The organism is Mariniradius saccharolyticus AK6, assembly GCF_000330725.2.
Classification (GTDB): domain Bacteria; phylum Bacteroidota; class Bacteroidia; order Cytophagales; family Cyclobacteriaceae; genus Mariniradius; species Mariniradius saccharolyticus.
Genome location: NZ_AMZY02000016.1, coordinates 1 through 18,930, shown reverse-complemented (window position 1 = coordinate 18,930; position 18,930 = coordinate 1). Strand labels below are relative to the sequence as shown.

Below are 18,930 nucleotides of genomic sequence, written 5' to 3'. Positions count from 1 at the left end.
ATGCATCAAGGCATCAGCAAGCAAAACACAAAGCAGGTTACGCTTGAAACAGTCAAAATAGGTCAGGAAGAATATTTGAAAATATCCAATTGCGACAAGATGCGACCATTTTTTATGAGCATCGTGAGTGATTCCAACCATTGGATGTTCATCGGGAGTAACGGCGGTCTGAGTGCAGGCAGGAAAGATCCAGAAAATGCACTTTTCCCTTATTACACGGACGATAAAATCATAGAATCCAATGAAATGACGGGTTCTAAAACCATCGTTCGGATTGAGAATAACGGCCAATTTCAAATATGGGAACCATTTTCCGTTCACTTCGCCAACCTTTACCGACTCAAGAGAAACCTCTACAAAAACGTTTACGGAGACAAGATACTTTTCGAAGAGATCAACGAGGACTTGAATCTTACTTTCCGATATCAATGGTCCACGAGTGACAAATTTGGATTTGTGAAGACAAGCTCCTTGACAAATCTCGGTGCTGAGGAGGCTCACATTTCAATATTGGACGGTATTCAAAACATCATGCCCTATGGCGTGGGAAGTGCGCTTCAGGGAATCCGAAGCAACCTTGTGGATGCTTACAAAAGAAGCGAGCTGGAAAAGGAAAGCGGCCTCGGAATTTTTGCCTTGAGTGCCATCATTGTGGACAAAGCTGAACCCAGTGAAGCATTGAAGGCGAGTGTTGCCTGGTCATTGGGGATCCCCAATGCAAAGAGACTCCTCTCCTCCTCCCAACTCGAGCCTTTCAGGAACGGCCAGCATGTGGTCGAGGAAACGGACGTAAAGGCCGAAAAAGGAGCATACTTTGTCCAAACAGAACTCACTCTGTCGGCAGGCAACCAAAAAGAATGGATGCTCATTGCTGATATCAATCAAAACGCTTCACAAATTGTCGCCTTGGCAGAGGCGATCAAAAACGACAAGAACTTAGCATCCGCCGTCAAAGAGGATATCAAATCCGGAACCCGACAGCTCGTCCAACTAAACGCAGCGGCTGACGGACTTCAATTGACCGCGGATCATATGAAAGATACCCGCCATTTTGCCAACTCCATGTTCAACATCATGCGTGGGGGGATATTTGACAAGGATTATCAAATCGAGAGAGGTGATTTTTTGACCTATCTCAAAAATGCAAACACACAGGTATTCGGGAAACATATCCAAACCCTGAAAACTCTTCCAAACGAGTTTTCCAGAACACAACTCCAGAATCTCACTTCCAAAACCGAGGACAACGACCTGAAAAGGCTATGTCTCGAATATTTGCCACTAAAATTCAGCCGCAGGCACGGCGATCCCAGCAGGCCTTGGAACCAATTTTCCATCAACACCCGCAACGAGCACGATGGATCGAAAGTCCTGGATTACGCAGGCAATTGGAGGGATATTTTTCAGAACTGGGAAGCCCTGGCCCTCTCCTATCCGGAGTTTATTGACGGCATGATCTTTAAGTTTCTAAATGCCTCAACATTTGATGGTTATAATCCCTACCGCATCACCAAAAATGGCATCGATTGGGAAAAAATCGAAGCCGACGACCCATGGTCCTACATCGGGTATTGGGGTGATCATCAGATAATTTACCTCTTGAAATTCCTGGAGTTTTCGGAACGCCACGCGCCCGGAAAACTGGAAAGTTATTTCGATCAGGACATGTTTGTCTATGCAAATGTGCCCTACAAGATCAAACCCTACGAAGACATCCTTCGCAATCCAAAGGATACGATTGATTTTGACCACAAGCTGGACCACGCCATCCAACATCGATGGTCTCAATTAGGGGCTGATGCAGCTTTGCTCCAAAACAAAACCGGGGCCATCCACCATGTAAACTTCCTGGAGAAAATCCTTGCGACCGTTTTGGCGAAGGTGTCAAATTTCATCCCAGAAGGAGGCATTTGGATGAATACGCAACGCCCGGAATGGAATGACGCCAACAATGCCTTGGTCGGCAATGGTGTATCCATGGTGACACTTTTTTATCTCCGGCGATTCCTTACTTTTTTCAACAGCATCCTGGCTAAAAGCCCCGTCTCAGAAGTACATGTTTCTGAGGAAGTGCTGACCTTTTTTCAGCAAATCCATCAAGCACTGATTACATATCAGCATTTGCTTTACGGTCCAATCAACGATAAAAACCGCAAAGCAATCCTGGACGCATTGGGAACTGCAGGAAGTCAATTTAGAAATAATATCTACAGTAATACTTTCAGTAATCATCAAAAAACACTGAAACTCAGTGATATAATTGAATTTTCGAATGTATGTTTAAGCTATCTTGAGCATTCGATTCGCGCAAACAAACGACGCGACAGCCTGTACCATTCGTACAACTTGATGACGGTCGAAAACGAAACTGAAGTCTCCATTTCATACCTCAGCGAAATGCTCGAAGGTCAAGTGGCGGTCCTGAGTTCGGGCTATTTGACATCCTCGGAAGCTCTTGAAACCCTTGAAAGTCTCAAGAAAAGTGATCTTTTCAGAAAAGACCAATACAGCTATTTACTGTATCCCAACAAGGATCTCCCAGGTTTTCTCCAAAAGAATAATATCCCAAAATCGGAAGTGGCAAAGTCAGCTTTGCTGAGCAGCCTATCGAAAGACAAGGACAAGCGTATCATCGAACAAGACGTCAAAGGGGATTTCCATTTCAACGGCAATTTCAAAAATGCCTCCGATCTCCAAAGCGCATTGGATTCCTTGGAAATTGACGGCCAATCGGTTTCGGAATCAAGTAAGAAAGAAGTACTCCAAATCTTTGAAACGGTATTCAACCACAAGGCTTTCACCGGTCGCTCAGGCACATTCTACGGATACGAGGGGCTTGGCTCGATTTATTGGCATATGGTATCCAAACTCCAATTGGCGGTCATGGAATGCTGCCAAAAGGCGATCAAGGAGAAAGCGCCTGAATCAGTCGTAAATGGACTTATAGCCCACTACTATGAGATCAATGAAGGAATCGGCGTTCACAAATCTCCCTCGCTTTATGGTGCCTTCCCGACGGACCCATATTCCCATACACCAGCCAACAAAGGTGCACAACAGCCCGGCATGACGGGACAAGTGAAGGAGGATATAATTTCCCGCTTTGGGGAATTGGGGGTTTCCGTTGTTGAAGGACGGATTTCATTTGAGCCGCGCATGCTAAGAAAATCTGAATTCCTCTCAAGCGGACAAACGTTCCGGTACGTTGACCTGTCTGGGGCCTCGGTCGAGTTGGCATTGAAAAAGAATTCTTTGGCCTTTACCTACTGTCAGGTTCCTGTGGTTTATCATTTGGCATCAGAAAACAGGATTGAGGTGATTTTAAAGGATGGTTCTAGCTCACAAATCAAAGAACTTAGCTTGGGCGAAGAAATAAGCGCGGGTATTTTCAGTCGAACTGGTAATGTAATTCAACTGGAGGTTCACTTGGAGGAGGCGATGTTGAGGTAGCAATTCCAATTTCTTTGAAAACAAACCCTAGGACTAAACCTATTTTCAAACCCTCAGCATGGATAAGAAAATCAAAACGGACCCAATAATCGAGCAAAAGATCGATGCGCTGCTTGCTCAAATGACCCTTGAAGAAAAAATCGGTCAGATGTCACAGGTACGCCATTTTGATGACGTTACTTTAGAGGATGTCAAAAACAAATACATCGGTTCTGTAATCCATACCCAAGGTCCGCTTCCAGGCAATGATGCCACGGAATGGCAAGCCAAATTTACCGAGTTCCAAAGACAGGCTTTATCCACCCGCCTTGGCATTCCTTTGGTATTCGGCGTGGATGCAGTACATGGCCAAAACACCTACGAGGGTGCCACCATTTTTCCCCACAATATAGGCTTGGGAGCTTCCGGAAACACGGAGCTTGTCGCGAAAGCGGCAGAGATTACAGCCATAGAATCAAAGGCTACCGGTTTCAATTGGGTCTTTTCGCCCTGCGTCGCCATTCCTTTCAATGAAAAATGGGGACGGGTGTATGAAGCATTTTCGGAAAGCACCGAAATCACTACGGAAATGGCAAAAGCATCTGTGATTGGGCATCAGGGCGAGTTCTTTTCGCTTATGGCCACGGCCAAGCATTTTATTGGAGATGGGGCGACGGATTTTGGTGTGGAAGGAGGTAATACCTCTCTGACCCATGAGGAAGTAATCCAACGGCTGCTTCCCCCCTATCGTGCTGCCGTCGACGCGGGCGTAGGCTCGGTGATGGCTTCATTCAACACCCTAAACGGTGTATCCATGCATGCCCATCGGGCGATGATCACGGATATCTTGAAAGGTCAGTTGGGATTTGACGGCATTGTGGTGTCCGATTGGAAGGCATACTCACGTTTTGGACAAAACGCCATCATCAATGCGGGTATCGATATGGTGATGGCTGTGGATGGCGATCTGGACATGTTTCAAGAGGGCGTCCGGAACGGCGTCTTGAATCAGGAAATTCCCCAAGATCGAATAGACGACGCCGTAAGGAGGATTCTGAGGCAGAAGTTTCGCTTGGGATTGTTCGAAAACCCTTATCCAGACCCCAAACTGATCGAGAAAATCGGTATCCAATTCCACCGGGATATTGCCCAGCAGGCGGTTCGTGAATCGCTGGTTTTACTTAAAAACGAAAAAGGTGTCCTTCCCTTGAAAAGGGATGCCAAAATCGCCGTGGTGGGTGAGTTCGGCGACAATTCAGGACTACAATCCGGGGGTTGGACCGTCAACTGGCAGGGAACAACCGAAAACTACAAAGGCGCTACGACGATTCTCGAAGGAATCAGAAAACATGCTTCTAATGAAGTCATTTACGATCCTACCGGTACGGCTGATGCTGCAGACGTGGATGTCGCCGTGATTGTGGTCGGGGAAGCTCCCTATGCGGAGTTTTTCGGGGATGTGGACGGACCAATGAATCTATTCCAATTGACATTGACCGAAACCCATCAAAATTACATCAATGCATATACAGAAAAGGGAATCAAAACTGTGGTGGTGCTGATTTCCGGGAGGCCTTTGGTAGTGTCTGATCAAATCCAGCAGGCAGATGCCTTTGTGGCCGCCTGGTTGCCTGGTTCGGAGGGTGATGGGATTGCGGAGGTTTTGTTTGGGGAATATGATTTCAAAGGTAAGCTTCCCCACTCTTGGCCTAAATCGACAGATGACTATCAGGAGAAATATGGTCCGAACTTCTGGCAAAGCAAGCCCGAACCGCTATTTCCCATCGGGTATGGACTGAGGTACAAAACATGGTCATCATCGGGACAATAACAAAACGATACAGGTATGACACCAATGGGTTTTAAATCGATCATCAATACGGTTTGCCTCGGAATAGCTTTCATGACGGGAGTTTCCTGCAGCCAAAGACAAGTGGACAACCAATCAGAAAACCTACAAAAACCAAAAGAAGTGACAGCAAAAGATATTTTAGGCAATCCCAATTACCAAGCAATATGCTACGAAGGATACCGGGAAAAATCCAGGGAAATTCAGCCTACCATTGATCAGCTAAAGGAAGACTTGAGGATATTGGAGGCGATGGACATCAAGATCGTCAGGACCTACAATGTGCAGTTTCCCCATGCTTCCAACCTGCTCAAGGCCATCCATGAGCTAAAAACGACCGACCCCAGTTTTGAAATGTACGTCATGCTGGGTGCATGGATTGATTGCAAAAATGCCTGGACGGATCAAGAACCTGACCATGAGGTAGAAAGCGAACAAAACGCCGGAGAAATAGATCGCGCTGTGGCACTCGCCAACCAATATCCCGACATCGTCAAGGTTTTGGCAGTGGGCAACGAGGCGATGGTACGCTGGGCGACGAGCTATTTTGTGCAGCCTTCGGTCATCTTGAAATGGGTCAACCACCTACAATCTCTCAAGGCCAAGGGGAAGCTCCCGAAAGACCTTTGGATTACGAGCTCGGACGATTTTTCGTCTTGGGGCGGCGGCGATTCAAGTTACCATACAGCCGACTTGGCGAAGCTGGTAATGGCTGTAGATTACATTTCTTTCCACACCTATCCGTTCCACAATTCCCATTACAACCCCAATTTCTGGAAAGTGCCTGTAGAGGAATCGAAGCTATCTGAGATCGAAAAAGTCGACAAGGCGATGCTCCGTGCCAGGGATTTTGCGAAGGCACAATATGACTCCGTCGCTAGCTATGTCAAAAGCCTCGGGCTGGAAAAACCGATCCATATTGGCGAAACAGGCTGGGCAAGTGTGTCCGATGGGCTTTATGGAGCTGATGGTTCGCGAGCGGCAGACGAATACAAGCAGGGCCTCTATTACAAGCACATGCGCGAATGGACAAACGCCGCCGGCATTTCCTGCTTTTTCTTCGAGGCATTCAATGAGCAATGGAAAGATGCCGCTAATCCAATCGGTTCTGAAAACCACTTTGGACTCTTCGGTCTCAAGGGCGAGGCAAAGTTTGCGCTTTGGGATTTGGTGGACAAGGGTGCCTTTGAAGGATTTACCAGAGGTGGCAACCCAATAGCCAAGACCTACAACGGCGATAAGGAAAGCCTTTTGAAAACTGTCAGCGCACCGCCAACCAAGTAGGCAACTCTATAAAGACATTAATAAAAATCCAAACAGTATCCCCACAATAAACTCATCTACCATGTCAGCAACCCATAGTAAAGTCCCGATGGGCCAGAAGATCGCTTTCGGAGTCGGAATGTTAGCCAACCAAATGTTTCCAGCATCCCTTGGAATATTCATGGTGGTGTTGGTGCAGAATTTGGGATTCCCGGGATGGATGTGGGGAACCGTGTATTTTCTCCCCCGTATCCTCGACGCAGTGACAGACCCTATCATGGGTTTCATCTCCGACAATACCAAGTCCGTTTGGGGAAGACGGAGGCAATACGTCTTTATCGGTGCTATTCTTATGGGAATTACCTTCTCTGTAATGTGGCAACTTTACGGAGATAACAGTGTGAATTATAACTTTTTCTACTTTCTGATGGGCTCATTTGCCTTTTACATCGGGCTTACCATTTTCAGTGTACCCTATGTAGCCATCGGTTATGAAATGAGTGAGGATTTCCACGAGCGTACACAGATCATGGCCATTGCCCAATGGATTGGGCAGTGGGCATGGGTGATAGCTCCTTGGTTTTGGGTCATCATGTACGAACCGAGCTGGTTCCCAAGTCCGGAAGCCGCTACTCGTGAACTGGCGGTTTGGGTTGGAGTGATTTTCGCCATTTGCGCCATGATTCCTGCCATTTTCATTCCCAGCAAATCCACCAAAAATGCGAATTTTTCGCCGCTTACGTTCAATGCAATCGGTGATAGTTTTAAGCAAATCATCAAAGGATTCAAGGAAGCCTTTTCTTCCATACCCTTCAGAAAACTATGCCTTTCCACATTTTTCATCTTCAACGCATTCAATACCGTGGCAGGCTTTGTCTTCTTTATTGTCGTTTGGCATCTTTTCAATGGTGATGCTGGCGCGGCAGGGTACTGGACGCCAATTTTCGGCAGTGTAGGCGCCCTGGTCACTACGTTTATTGTCATTCCCATCGTCGCAAGGATGTCCAAAAAGATCGGAAAGAAAAATGCATTCATGGTATCCCAAGGCATCGCCTTGATTGGCTATGCTTCATTGTGGTTCCTGTTTGTACCAGGGAAACCTTGGATGTTTATCTTTTCGCTCCCATTCCACTCTTTTGGGATCGGAAGTTTGTTTGTGTTGATGATGTCTATGACTGCCGATGTCATTGATCTCGACGAGTTGAATTACGGTATCAGAAGAGAGGGAGTCTTTGGTGCCATATATTGGTATATGGTCAAATTTGGATTTGCCATTGCAGGGGGCTTGAGTGGACTGATATTGACGGTGGTAGGTTTTGATGGAAATGCAGCCGTACAACCTGAAGGCGCGGTGGATGGGCTGCGGTTGTTTTTCTCCGGTTTTCCAATGCTGGGAACCCTCGCCGCTATGTACCTTATGCACGACTACGATGTGGATGAAGCCAGGGCCAATCAAATCAGAGCGGAATTGAACGCACGAAAAACCGGGAAAACCGAAAAAACCGCTTCCGTTTACCAAAATCCTTTTCCTTTGGAAAACAAAATGGTGGCTGCGCTCAAAACCGATATCGACCTTAGCAAGGCTTCTTTGGCACAAATCAAAAAACAATTTGCAGAGACCCTGCAAAAAGGGTTTCACGGAGTCTGCTTCAGCCCCTATATGGAGGGGCAAAATATTGGGGATATTTTGTCAAAAGCGCAAATCAACAGGCGTATGGCAATCGTAGCACCCTACACTAAATGGGTTCGTTCGTTCTCTTGTACCGAGGGAAATGAGCACATCCCGGTTGCGGCCAAGGCTTATGGCCTAAAAACCATGGTCGGGGCATGGATAGACAGCGACAAAGCAAGTAATGAAAACGAAATTGAAGCTTTGATCCAATTGGCAAAAGCAGGTCATGTCGATATCGCTGTGGTCGGGAATGAGGTATTGCTTCGCAGAGAACTGACGGAACAAGAACTGCTCGACTACATCGCCAAGGTGAAAAAGGAACTGCCACAAATCCCTGTCGGCTATGTGGACGCATACTACCAATTCCATGAGTATCCAGCATTGGTCGATGCCTGTGATGTGGTGTTGGTCAACTGTTACCCATTCTGGGAAGGTGTAAACATCAATCAAGCATCCGCTCATTTGAGTCAGATGCATGCCTTTGCCAAAAACATTGCAAAAGGCAAAAAAGTCATTGTAACCGAAACGGGCTGGCCAAACAGCGGAACCAATACCCATGAAGCCCAACCTTCGGAGGAAAACGCCATGGGCTACTTTATCAACACCCAAAAATGGGCCCAAGATGAAAATGTCGATGTATTCTATTTCTCTTCGTTCGACGAATCGTGGAAAGTGCGGCATGAAGGAGACGTAGGCCAAGCTTGGGGAATTTGGGACAAAAACGAAAACTTAAAATACTAATCAATATGTCGTTCAATGCAGACAAAGTTTTGGCACTTGCTGGAAATGATTTCCAGGGAGTTTCAAAAGATGAACTAGCGGAAGTATTCAATGAAGTCCTCAAAGGCGGGATGCATGGACTCTGCTTTAGTCCCTATGTCGAAGGTCAACAACCCGGAGACCAACTCACCGAAGAACAGGTTCGCAGAAGGCTCGAAATCATTCGCCCCTACACAAAATGGGTGCGCTCCTTTTCCTGCACCGAAGGCAATGAACTGATACCGATCATCGCCAAAGAATTCGGGATGAAAACACTCGTAGGCGCTTGGTTGGGAAAGGATGACAAGATCAACCAAGCAGAAGTCGAAGGTTTGATCCAGTTGGCAAAGGAAGGCTACCTCGATATCGCCGCTGTGGGCAATGAAGTGATGTACCGAAAAGACCTCAAGGAGGATGAATTGTTGGGATTCATCCATCGGGTGAAAGAAGCACTTCCTAAGATTCCGGTCGGCTATGTAGATGCCTATTATGAGTTTGAAAAAAGACCTCGAATCACCGAGATGTGCGATGTCGTGCTCGCCAACTGCTACCCCTATTGGGAAGGATGCTCACGGGAATACTCCCTGCTGTACATCAAGGATATGTATAACCGGGCCATGCGGGCCGCAAAAGGAAAAAAGGTCATCATCTCAGAAACGGGATGGCCTAGCCAAGGTACCAGTCTCTATGGGGCCGTTCCTTCCGATGAAAATTTCATGAAATACTTCATCAACATCCAGACCTGGTCCAAACAGGAATCCATCGACATCCACTACTTTTCGTCCTTCGACGAATCATGGAAAGTGGGCGCCGAAGGTGATGTCGGGGCCTATTGGGGCATTTGGGATAAGGATGAGAAACTGAAGTATTGAAGCATAAGGGTCTTTTCTGAACTTAGCTGGGGAATAAATTTCCCGCATAGTTCCAAAAAGACCGTTGTCAATACAAAATGAAGTCCTATTTTTGCAACAATATTGCATTAATAGGACTTCATTCTTCATTTCATGCCAACGACCAAAAAACTTCCAGTCACAGTCCTCAGTGGCTTCCTCGGTGCAGGTAAAACCACCCTACTCAACCACGTTCTCCACAACAAAGAAGGGATGAAAGTCGCCGTCATCGTCAATGACATGAGCGAAGTCAACGTGGACGCGCGCCTCGTGGAAAGCGAAAACACGCTTTCTCGCACGGAAGAGCGATTGGTGGAAATGAGCAACGGCTGCATCTGCTGCACGCTGCGGGAAGATTTGATGATTGAGGTCGAGAAACTCGCCAAGGAGGGTCGCTTCGATTACCTGCTGATCGAGAGTACGGGTATCAGTGAACCGGTACCGGTAGCGCAGACTTTTTCTTTTGTAGACGAGGAAAAGGGCATCGACCTGTCCAAATTCAGCTATATCGACTCCATGGTCACCGTGGTGGATTGTTTCAATTTCTTCAAGGACTTTGGCACGGACGAGACATTGATGGACCGCAGTCTGACGGACATCGAAGGTGACCACCGCACGATTGTCAACCTGCTGACTGACCAAGTCGAGTTTGCCAACATCATCATCCTCAACAAGACGGACCTTGTCGATGACAAATCCCTCGGAATGCTGCGGGCCACCATCCAAAGGCTCAATCCTGGCGCAAAGATCATCCAATCGCAGTTTGGCAAGGTCGCCCCCAAAGAAATCCTGAATACCGGGTTGTTTGACTTTGACGAAGCCCAGACCTCCGCTGGATGGCAAAAAGAACTCGAATCCGAAGGCCATACACCCGAGACAGAGGAGTACGGCATCAGTTCATTTGTCTTCCGGGACCAAAGACCGTTCCACCCAAAACGCTTCTGGAAATACCTCAACGAATCCTACCCTGCCGGCGTCATTCGCGCCAAGGGACTGTTTTGGTTGGCCTCACGCCCCAATGAAGCCCTGAACTTTTCCCAGGCCGGCGGATCCGTAAGGATGGAATCCGCGGGCGTTTGGTGGTGCAGTATGCCTTATTCGGACAGGATTCGCTACGAATCCTACGTCCACAACCAAGCCTACATCGAAAGCAAGTGGAGCAAAAAATGGGGCGATCGATTGAATGAACTGGTATTCATCGGCCAAAACATTGACGAAGATAGAATGGTCGCTGACCTGAAGAAATGCCTGCTACAGGGCGATGAGCTTCAATTGTACGAAAAAGGAATCCGGTTTTCGGATCCATTTCCCACTGGGATTTGACTTGAAAGTCGCTGTTGCCATCTAGATTTTTTGATGAAGAGGGACAAATGTTTGTCCCTTTTTTGTGTTTTCCGATCGGGAGGTGTAGATTCATTTCATCTAAATACTGCATCATGGCCCACTACACACCGCTTTCGGAAAATGAACGCGAGGTACTTTTTCAAGTTCTCAAGACGCGCTTCGCAAAATACCATCACCGCCATGCCGGCATCACCTGGGCGGAGGTCCAAAACAAATTGGAAAGCTCGCCCGGTAAACTTTGGTCTTTGCAGCAAATGGAAGTTACGGGTGGCGAACCGGATGTGGTGGGACGAGATGAAGAAAGCGGTGAATTCATCTTCATGGACTGTGCGCCGGAAAGCCCAAAAGGCCGTCGCAGCGTCTGTTATGACCCTGCGGCCTTGGAATCGAGAAAAGAATACAAACCCGCCCATAGCGCTGTGGGTATGAGCGAAGACATGGGAATCCAAGTGTTGAACGAGAGTCAATACCGGTATTTGCAGCAATTTGGCCCTTTTGATACAAAGACCTCGAGTTGGCTTGCTACGCCGACGGAAATCCGGAAACTCGGGGGAGCGATTTTCGGGGATTGGCGATACGGGCAGGTTTTTATCTACCACAACGGGGCCGAGTCGTATTATGGAGTCCGTGGTTTTCGAGGAATTATGAGGGTTTGAGCAGCGGTTTTTCCGCCATTGTTAATTTTTCATAACACCATTTCCAATCGGGAATAATTTTGTAGTTTTAGACATTTCCCTGCATTTATGACACGTTTCCGTTTTTTCCCAATACTCACGATCCTGTTTGGGCTATTCGCTTTCTATTCCTGCAAGTCTGAGGATAAGTCCAATGCTGCCAACGAAAACTTGACCTTCCTCAATGAATTTGTCGAGCAATTCAAGGAAGGATTGTCGGCGGAAGAGGACAGGAAGCTTTTGGGTATGCTCAAGTTGGAACGCTCGCAGGAAGCCCTGACCGAATTGGTTAAGGTGCTCAAAAACACCCACCATTCCATCAAATGCGAGTTTGACTTCGGCAGGACAACCTTCCAGAAAATCGGCGAAAACCAACTCCAAGTATGGTTTCCGGTCAGTTTGGTAAATACGAATTATCCCAACCAGGAACCGGAAATCTTTATCGTTTCGGCAAAAGTCGAGAAACTGGACAATTCTTTCGTGATCAGGGAAATGGATGCGGATTTGCTCTACCATAAGTTCACCGCATTTGAAAACCGTGATTTTTGGAAACTCGAACTCGAAGCCGAATACGAAAAACGTAAGCTGGTTTACGAACTTGTGGAGCGTCTGCAGGCAGGTGTGGATTCCGTGATTTGGTTCACGCGCTACCAAGATCAACTGTATTTTTATTTTGTCCAGGGAGAATGGGACAACCCAAAGTCATTTGACAACTATCGCGCTGATGCTGAGAAAACGGTACCCAAAGTAGGTTCCTATAAAATGGGCCTGCTCAACGCCGAGGGCAAGGTCGTCATTCCGGCGGATTACGATTTGATCGGTACCCTGGGATTTGATATGGAAAATCTCGTGGAGGTCAAGCGCAACGGCAAATACGGCATGTATCATCTCCAATCGCGGCTTCCTGTGATTCCGGCGGTTTATGACGTGTTGATACCCTTCACAACGACTGATGACAAGAAATTGATCCTCACCCAGGAAGGCAAACAAACCGGCTATTTCAACAGTGATTTCCTGCGTTTTGAAGGCCTTCCACCCGTCCAGCAGATCGACGAATACCTGGCCGGCTACAAGTATTTGGACAAGGGACTCCTCATCAAAAACGGCCAACAGGCGATGATGGAGGTTCCCAACAAGGAATACCTTGGCAACGGCTATGTGGTCCCTCCCTCCTATCTGTCGAATCTACAGGTAATGGACAGCATCGAGTTTGGCTTCACGACCACAGAACTCGGATTCAATGCCGGCAATGAAAGTCGGGAATTCCTCGGCCTCAGTTGGCAAAAGATCAGCGATACCTTCAATGGGCTCATAGTTCTGATCAAGGATCGCTATATGGATGGCAGGGAGGAGTTTTATTATCGTTCGAGAGTCGCAATCTTGGACAAAGAGAATACAGTGAAGGCGAATGCCGACTTCAATGGGTCGGATTTGGTTTCGATCAGATTTCTAAGGGATTTCGGCTATTATGAGGCTAAAACAAATCATTATGAATATCTGATAGATGTAGATGTCGACCAAATAAACCTGCATAACTTTTCATATTTTAAGTTGTCAGAAAATGGCGAAATAAAATACTTGGAGACGAGAAGAGTGTTTCCTGAAACCAAGTTCTCGAAAATGGACAGCAGCTATGTGCGCGGAGATTTCTCACTTTTCGTCGGTAATGGAGAATATGAAAATTCAGATTTTCTCTCCGAGAAAACCATCCAATTCATGTTGGACGGCATTTTGGCTGATAACGGGTACGTTTTCCCTGATGAAGACCGGGAAATGTTTTTTTCCTATTACCGAAAGGAAGGCGATAAAACCACCGGCAAAATTGAAGAAGCCATGGCAAATTTTTCCGAAATCGACCGCCATAATTATGATTTCTTGTCGAGCCTATTGCCCAAGAAAGCCATCGCAAGCAGGTAAAAGGCCAAATGAAAAAGTGGGTAGCGCGGTTTTTGGTCTTTTTGGGCCTGTTGTTGATCCTTCCGTTGACATGGACCACGTTCACCTATTTCAATTTTGATCCAAATTTCGGTTTCCTAAGGATCAAACAGGAAGCCGTGGCATCCGGATGGTACTTGCCATTCTATTACTTGCACGTATTGCCGGCTGGGCTGATTTTGTTGGCAGGATTGTTCCAAATCATCTCCGGGTCAAAGCCGAAATACCGCAATGCACACCGTTGGCTGGGAAAGTTCTATATGATGACTGTTTTGTTGTTGGTGGCACCCGGGGCATTAGGCATGAGTTTTTTTATCGATCGTGGGGTGATGGTTTTCTTGAGTTTTTTGCTGCAAAACATCCTTTGGTTTGGATTTACCTGGCTTGCACTCAGGGCGATCAAAGCGGGGAATTTGGATTCCCACCGCAGATGGGCGATCAGGAGTTATGCCTTGGCCTTTGCCGCGGTTACACTGCGTCTTTACATTTTTATCTTTAACTGGGACTTTGACCTATCGACCGTCAATGCCTATGCGACCATCGCTTGGGCAAGCTGGCTGGGGAACCTGGTCGCGGCCGAACTGTACCTCAAACTTTCCCAGCACTAGCAATGTCGCAGTTTTGGCGAATCAACGCGCCTCTAGGCTTTCTGGTATCGTCATTTCGAATTCTGGATTTCTCCATGCATCTTATCCCCCACATTTTCAGTCTCTTCCAAAAAAATCCGTAAATTCAGCTCAAAGCAATGGGATGAAACATGGATTCTTCACAGTACAGTTTGGTCGTTGATATCATGATCGGTCTTGCGATTGCGTATTTCGTGCTCGAAGTCCTCCTCAACCTCAATGACATCGATAACGACACCTCGAATCTGCTCCTGTACGAATGGTCCAAAGGAAAATTTTTCTTCATCCCCTTTGCACTTGGAGCCATTGCAGGGCATTTGTTTTTGGGCACTACGGACAGCTCGTTCAAAATGACCAATGGAATGTATCCTGTTTTGATCCTGTTTGGCGCTGTCATTGCCATGGTCGTCATTGGGTACAAGGTCAAGTTTGAGAAATCGAAACTGTTGCTCACCATCCTGTTGGCAGTGGGGCTGGTCTATGGTCACCTTTTTTGGTCTATGAACTATCAACTTTGACATGATAAGCACCAAACGATACCTGAAAAGACACCTATCCGACATCCGTACGGTCAGGATCATCGTGGCCTCCCTGTTGGGTTTAATGGTGGTAGCCGATATTGTGTTGGTCGCTTTGGCCGATAAGGATTTTCCCAGCTTCAGTTATGTGGTGCGGGATTACCGACACAAAATGATCTGGTTCACATTCCTGTTTGGTGGATTGGTTTCGAAGATTTTCTACAATCGAATTGCAACAGAAAAAGAATCAGAAGTCACGGGTTTGATTGCATTTTTTTCAATGGTGTTGCTGCTTTTTGTAATCGGAAGGCAACTGGAATCTCCGCCAACATTGTTGCTGCAGGTATTGCTTTTGGTTTGTGGGGGAATTTTGGCCTACAGGGCTTGGCCTCAGTATCAAATACGGCCGAGGAAGATACGCGAGGGGAAGTAAGCGGTGAGGGATGCATGGTACCCAGTAAAAAGTACGAAGTACAATGTAGGGGCAAAGCATATGATGTATTGATTGCCGAAGTCATTCTATGGACTCTGGTCTTTGGACTATTGAATCCATATAACCATCAACTCAATCACCAATAACTATTCAAGCTCCCAACTATCCCACCAACTTCATCCCAACCGGATCCCAAAGGATGGGTTTTCCCTGCTCGACGCTCAGGTTGCAAGCCAAAGACGGCGCCGCGGCCCTCAATCCAAATGACGCATCTTCCAATACTTCTGTGTTGTTACGGACTGCGTTGAAAAATACGACCAAATGGTCCAACCTGTCATCATAGCCAATCGGAGCACTGTAAACCTTCTGCCTCCCGATCTGGTAGCCACTTTGCTCAGTTCCATAAGTTTCTTTGTACCATTTCTGGAACTCGATCTTTTGAGGCCTGGAGAAGCTTTCAAAAGCATCATATCCCCCAAATCCAGGAGCTTTTCCACGCTTGACAGTGGACACCTTGAATTCATGCCAACCAATATCGATCACACCTTCCGTTCCATACATTTTCATTCCGAAACCGCCCTTTCCTTCCCCATCCGCCAAATTAGCACGGGTGTACACTTGGAAAGAATTATGTTTGTCGGTAGCAGGGTAATCCATCAATGCATTGATGATATCATAGGCTTCCCGACCGTCCTGCCAATATTTCAAATCGCCAAGGCTGAAAATCCGTGTCGGACCAAGGGAATCTGTAATCGTATGAATGCCGGTCAACAGGTGCACGATCAAATCGCCCGCAGCCCCGGTACCGTAATCCTTGTAATTTCTCCAACGGAAAAACCGCGTGGCATCGAATGGCACCTTTGGCGCATCTCCCAAAAAAGTGTCAAAATCCACCGTATCGGGTGAGGCATCACGCGGGATCGAATACTGCCAGGCGCCTCGGGCATCGGTACGGTCACAAAAGGCTTGAATGTAAGTCAACTCCCCTATCATACCGCTTTGCAGTACCTTTTTGGCTTCCAAAACGGCCAAGGCACTTGCCCTTTGGCTACCAACCTGAAAGACCTTTTTGGACTCCTTTTGGGCATCGATGATAGCTTGACCTTCTTCGATCTTCTGCACCATGGGTTTTTCGCAGTAGACATGCTTGCCAGCTTTCAAGGCATCGATCGCAATCCGCTGATGCCAATGGTCCGGCGTACAGATCAACACCGCGTCCACATCCTCCCGTTCGAGCAGCTCTCGGTAATCCCGCGTGGTAAACATATCCTTTCCCCACTTTTCCTTGGCATATTCCAGGCGGCCAGTATACAGATCACAAACAGCAACCAGTTCCACACCAACCACTTTCAAGGCTGTGTCGGTATCGTAGTGACCAATAATGCCGGCACCGATCAATCCGATCCGGATGCGGTCGTTAGCGCTAGGTTTGATGTCACTCTTTAGTGTAATGGAGTCCGCATGTGCATTCGCTTCAAAAGCGGTTCCTAAACCTGCCAAAGCCAACGAGCCTCCAACTTTCTTCAAAAACTTCCTGCGTTGATTTGTCATGGATGATAATGGTTTGGGGTGATAAAGCGGTAATAGATTTCAAGTTCAAGATTTGAGGTTGAAATTTTCAAATCAATCAGCTTTCTGGAGACATTCTATCGGCTATGGTCTAAAGACTATTAACTAGTAACCAACCTCCTACCTCAATCGAAAACTCCCAACATAGAAATCCGGGTCTACTGTTAGTGTACCAGATTGTTTCACTTTGGCTTGTTGCCAATGCGTGGTGGGTGAAATACGCATTGTGTCTTCTCCTATAGAGACATCCACGGGCATATCGAAGGTTACGAGACAGTTGGACCAGCGATAGTTTAACGTTTGTTGATCCGAAAAATAATACTCAAAAGTTGGAATTGAAACATTTCTCAAATATTGATCAAAGAAATTTTCCAAATTCAAGCCGCTTTGCTCTTGGATATAGGCTTCCACTTGCTCAGTCGTAACTGTCTGATGGTAAAATACTTCGTTCATCCCCCTCAGGATAGACCTCCATTTTTCATCGTCCGCGATCACTTCCCGGAGGGTATTCAGAAGGTTGCCGCCTTTGTAGTACATGTCTCCGGAACCCCGCCGATTGAGGCCATAGATCCCGATAATGGGGATCTTGTTTTCAATCCTCGACCGGGTACCGCGCACGTATTCCTGTCCGGCTTCCTTGCCATAATGGTATTCGAGAAACAAGCTTTCAGAGTAATTGGTGAAGCTTTCGTGGATCCACATATCCGCCACGTCTTTGTAGGTGATGTTGTTGGCAAACCACTCGTGTCCAGCCTCGTGGATGATGATGAAGTCAAACTTCAGCCCCCAGCCCGTACCGCTAAGGTCGGTTCCTTTGTAGCCTTTTTGATAGTCATTGCCATAGGTTACCGAGCTCTGATGCTCCATGCCGAGGTAGGGAACTTCCACCAGTTTGAACCCGTCCTCATAAAATGGATACGGGCCAAACCAATGCTCAAATGCCTCCATCATCCGTCGGGCATCGTGGAAATGGATTTTGGCTTTCTCTAGGTTGTCCCGCAGCACATAGTAGTCCATGTCCAGCGTGCCTTTTTCGCCTTCGAATTTTTCGCCGAAGTGCACATAATCCCCGATGTTGATATTGACCCCGTAGTCGTTGATGGGATTGGAGACAAACCAATCCATGGTTACGGTGTTTTCCCTTACTTCCCCGCGTCGCGCACGGCCGTTGGAGACATTTTGCAATCCTTTGGGGACGGTCACAGTGATCAACATGCTGTCCACCTCATCCGCAGGATGGTCTTTGGATGGCCACCAAATACTCGAACCGATGCCTTGGTTGGAAGAAGCGATGAAATGCTTGCCATTGGTGTCCCTGGTCCAAGTAATCCCGCCGTCCCAAGGCGGGCGCACGGCTTCCTTGGGTTGGCCTTCGTAGTTGATCAGGATTTTCTCAAAAGTACCTGGCACCTGCTTTTTCTTCAGCGTGATAAAATGTGCAGCGCCTTCCCTCCTGACTTCCAAAAACTCTCCTTCCTGTGTTACCGAAGTGATTTTCAAAGGTTCCTGCAAATCAATCTGCATGACCTGATGTGGCGATGTCACTTTGTATCTGACGAGGTTTGTGCCTTTGAGGGATTTGGTTTCAGGAAAAACTTCCACCGACAGGTGGTAGTAATTCAAATCCCACCATCCCCTTTCAGGCGTTATACTTCCGCGCAAAGTATCCGCACGGGTGAACGGGCTTTGGGCACTTACTTCATTTTCGAAACAAAAAGCGACGGCCAGAATCAATAAAACATATTCAATCTTCTTTTGAAGAGACATTTCCAACATCGGTTTTTTCATCAAGTAAATTATTAATGATATATTCTAAATATCTGTAAGTCAGTGTTATTTGAATAATAAATAAAGTCGCAGAAATTCTCAATTGGCTGCTAATTTCATGCACCAGTTTTTTACGGATGGATACATTCACTCTAAAGACCGCGAATCGACAAACTTTGTGTGTGCCTAAAATAGGTTGACG

At 47.0% G+C, this 18,930-nt stretch carries 14 protein-coding genes; 11 read left to right on the top strand and 3 right to left on the bottom strand.

What is annotated here, in order from left to right:
- From C943_RS15730 to C943_RS15680, 11 genes are all read left to right on the top strand, one after another.
- The gene (locus C943_RS15730; RefSeq protein WP_008629750.1) at positions 1-3,450 is read left to right on the top strand and encodes a hypothetical protein; all 3,450 of its coding nucleotides are present in this window, start codon (positions 1-3) and stop codon (positions 3,448-3,450) included.
- Between the two features lie 58 nt (positions 3,451-3,508).
- The gene (locus tag C943_RS15725) at positions 3,509-5,260 is read left to right on the top strand and encodes a glycoside hydrolase family 3 protein (protein WP_008629740.1); all 1,752 of its coding nucleotides are present in this window, start codon (positions 3,509-3,511) and stop codon (positions 5,258-5,260) included.
- Positions 5,261-5,275: 15 nt separating this feature from the next.
- A complete protein-coding gene (locus C943_RS15720) occupies positions 5,276-6,562 on the top strand; it encodes a glycosyl hydrolase family 17 protein (protein ID WP_008629739.1) in 1,287 nt (428 codons plus the stop codon).
- Positions 6,563-6,623: 61 nt separating this feature from the next.
- The gene (locus C943_RS15715) at positions 6,624-8,954 is read left to right on the top strand and encodes an MFS transporter (RefSeq protein WP_040480994.1); all 2,331 of its coding nucleotides are present in this window, start codon (positions 6,624-6,626) and stop codon (positions 8,952-8,954) included.
- A 5-nt stretch (positions 8,955-8,959) separates the two neighbouring features.
- The gene (locus C943_RS15710; protein ID WP_008629735.1) at positions 8,960-9,844 is read left to right on the top strand and encodes a glycoside hydrolase family 17 protein; all 885 of its coding nucleotides are present in this window, start codon (positions 8,960-8,962) and stop codon (positions 9,842-9,844) included.
- Between the two features lie 132 nt (positions 9,845-9,976).
- Positions 9,977-11,185, top strand: a complete 1,209-nt coding sequence (locus tag C943_RS15705; RefSeq protein WP_008629733.1) for a GTP-binding protein — start codon at positions 9,977-9,979, stop codon at positions 11,183-11,185.
- A gap of 113 nt (positions 11,186-11,298) precedes the next feature.
- Positions 11,299-11,862: a DUF4256 domain-containing protein gene (locus tag C943_RS15700; protein ID WP_008629731.1), complete on the top strand. Its 564-nt coding sequence runs from the start codon at positions 11,299-11,301 to the stop codon at positions 11,860-11,862.
- Positions 11,863-11,949: 87 nt separating this feature from the next.
- The gene (locus tag C943_RS15695; RefSeq protein ID WP_008629729.1) at positions 11,950-13,797 is read left to right on the top strand and encodes a WG repeat-containing protein; all 1,848 of its coding nucleotides are present in this window, start codon (positions 11,950-11,952) and stop codon (positions 13,795-13,797) included.
- An 8-nt stretch (positions 13,798-13,805) separates the two neighbouring features.
- Positions 13,806-14,423, top strand: coding sequence for a DUF2306 domain-containing protein (locus C943_RS15690; RefSeq protein WP_008629727.1), 618 nt, complete (start codon positions 13,806-13,808; stop codon positions 14,421-14,423).
- Positions 14,424-14,572: 149 nt separating this feature from the next.
- A complete protein-coding gene (locus C943_RS15685) occupies positions 14,573-14,959 on the top strand; it encodes a hypothetical protein (protein ID WP_008629725.1) in 387 nt (128 codons plus the stop codon).
- A gap of 1 nt (position 14,960) precedes the next feature.
- On the top strand, positions 14,961-15,392 hold the full coding sequence (locus C943_RS15680; protein WP_008629721.1) for a hypothetical protein: 432 nt from the start codon (positions 14,961-14,963) through the stop codon (positions 15,390-15,392).
- Between the two features lie 162 nt (positions 15,393-15,554).
- On the opposite strand, the gene C943_RS15675 is transcribed toward C943_RS15680, so the two are convergent.
- The 3 genes from C943_RS15675 to C943_RS22370 all read right to left on the bottom strand — a co-directional run.
- Positions 15,555-16,943 carry a Gfo/Idh/MocA family protein gene (locus tag C943_RS15675; RefSeq protein WP_008629716.1) on the bottom strand — a complete coding sequence of 463 codons (1,389 nt, stop codon included), beginning with the start codon at positions 16,941-16,943 and terminating at the stop codon, positions 15,555-15,557.
- 138 nt (positions 16,944-17,081) lie between these two features.
- Entirely contained in the window at positions 17,082-18,737 is a 1,656-nt protein-coding gene (locus tag C943_RS15670) for a M1 family metallopeptidase (protein ID WP_008629713.1), read from the bottom strand.
- A partial coding sequence (locus C943_RS22370; protein ID WP_211208892.1) for a hypothetical protein occupies positions 18,706-18,930 on the bottom strand: 225 nt, incomplete at its 5' end. The genes C943_RS22370 and C943_RS15670, both read right to left, overlap by 32 nt.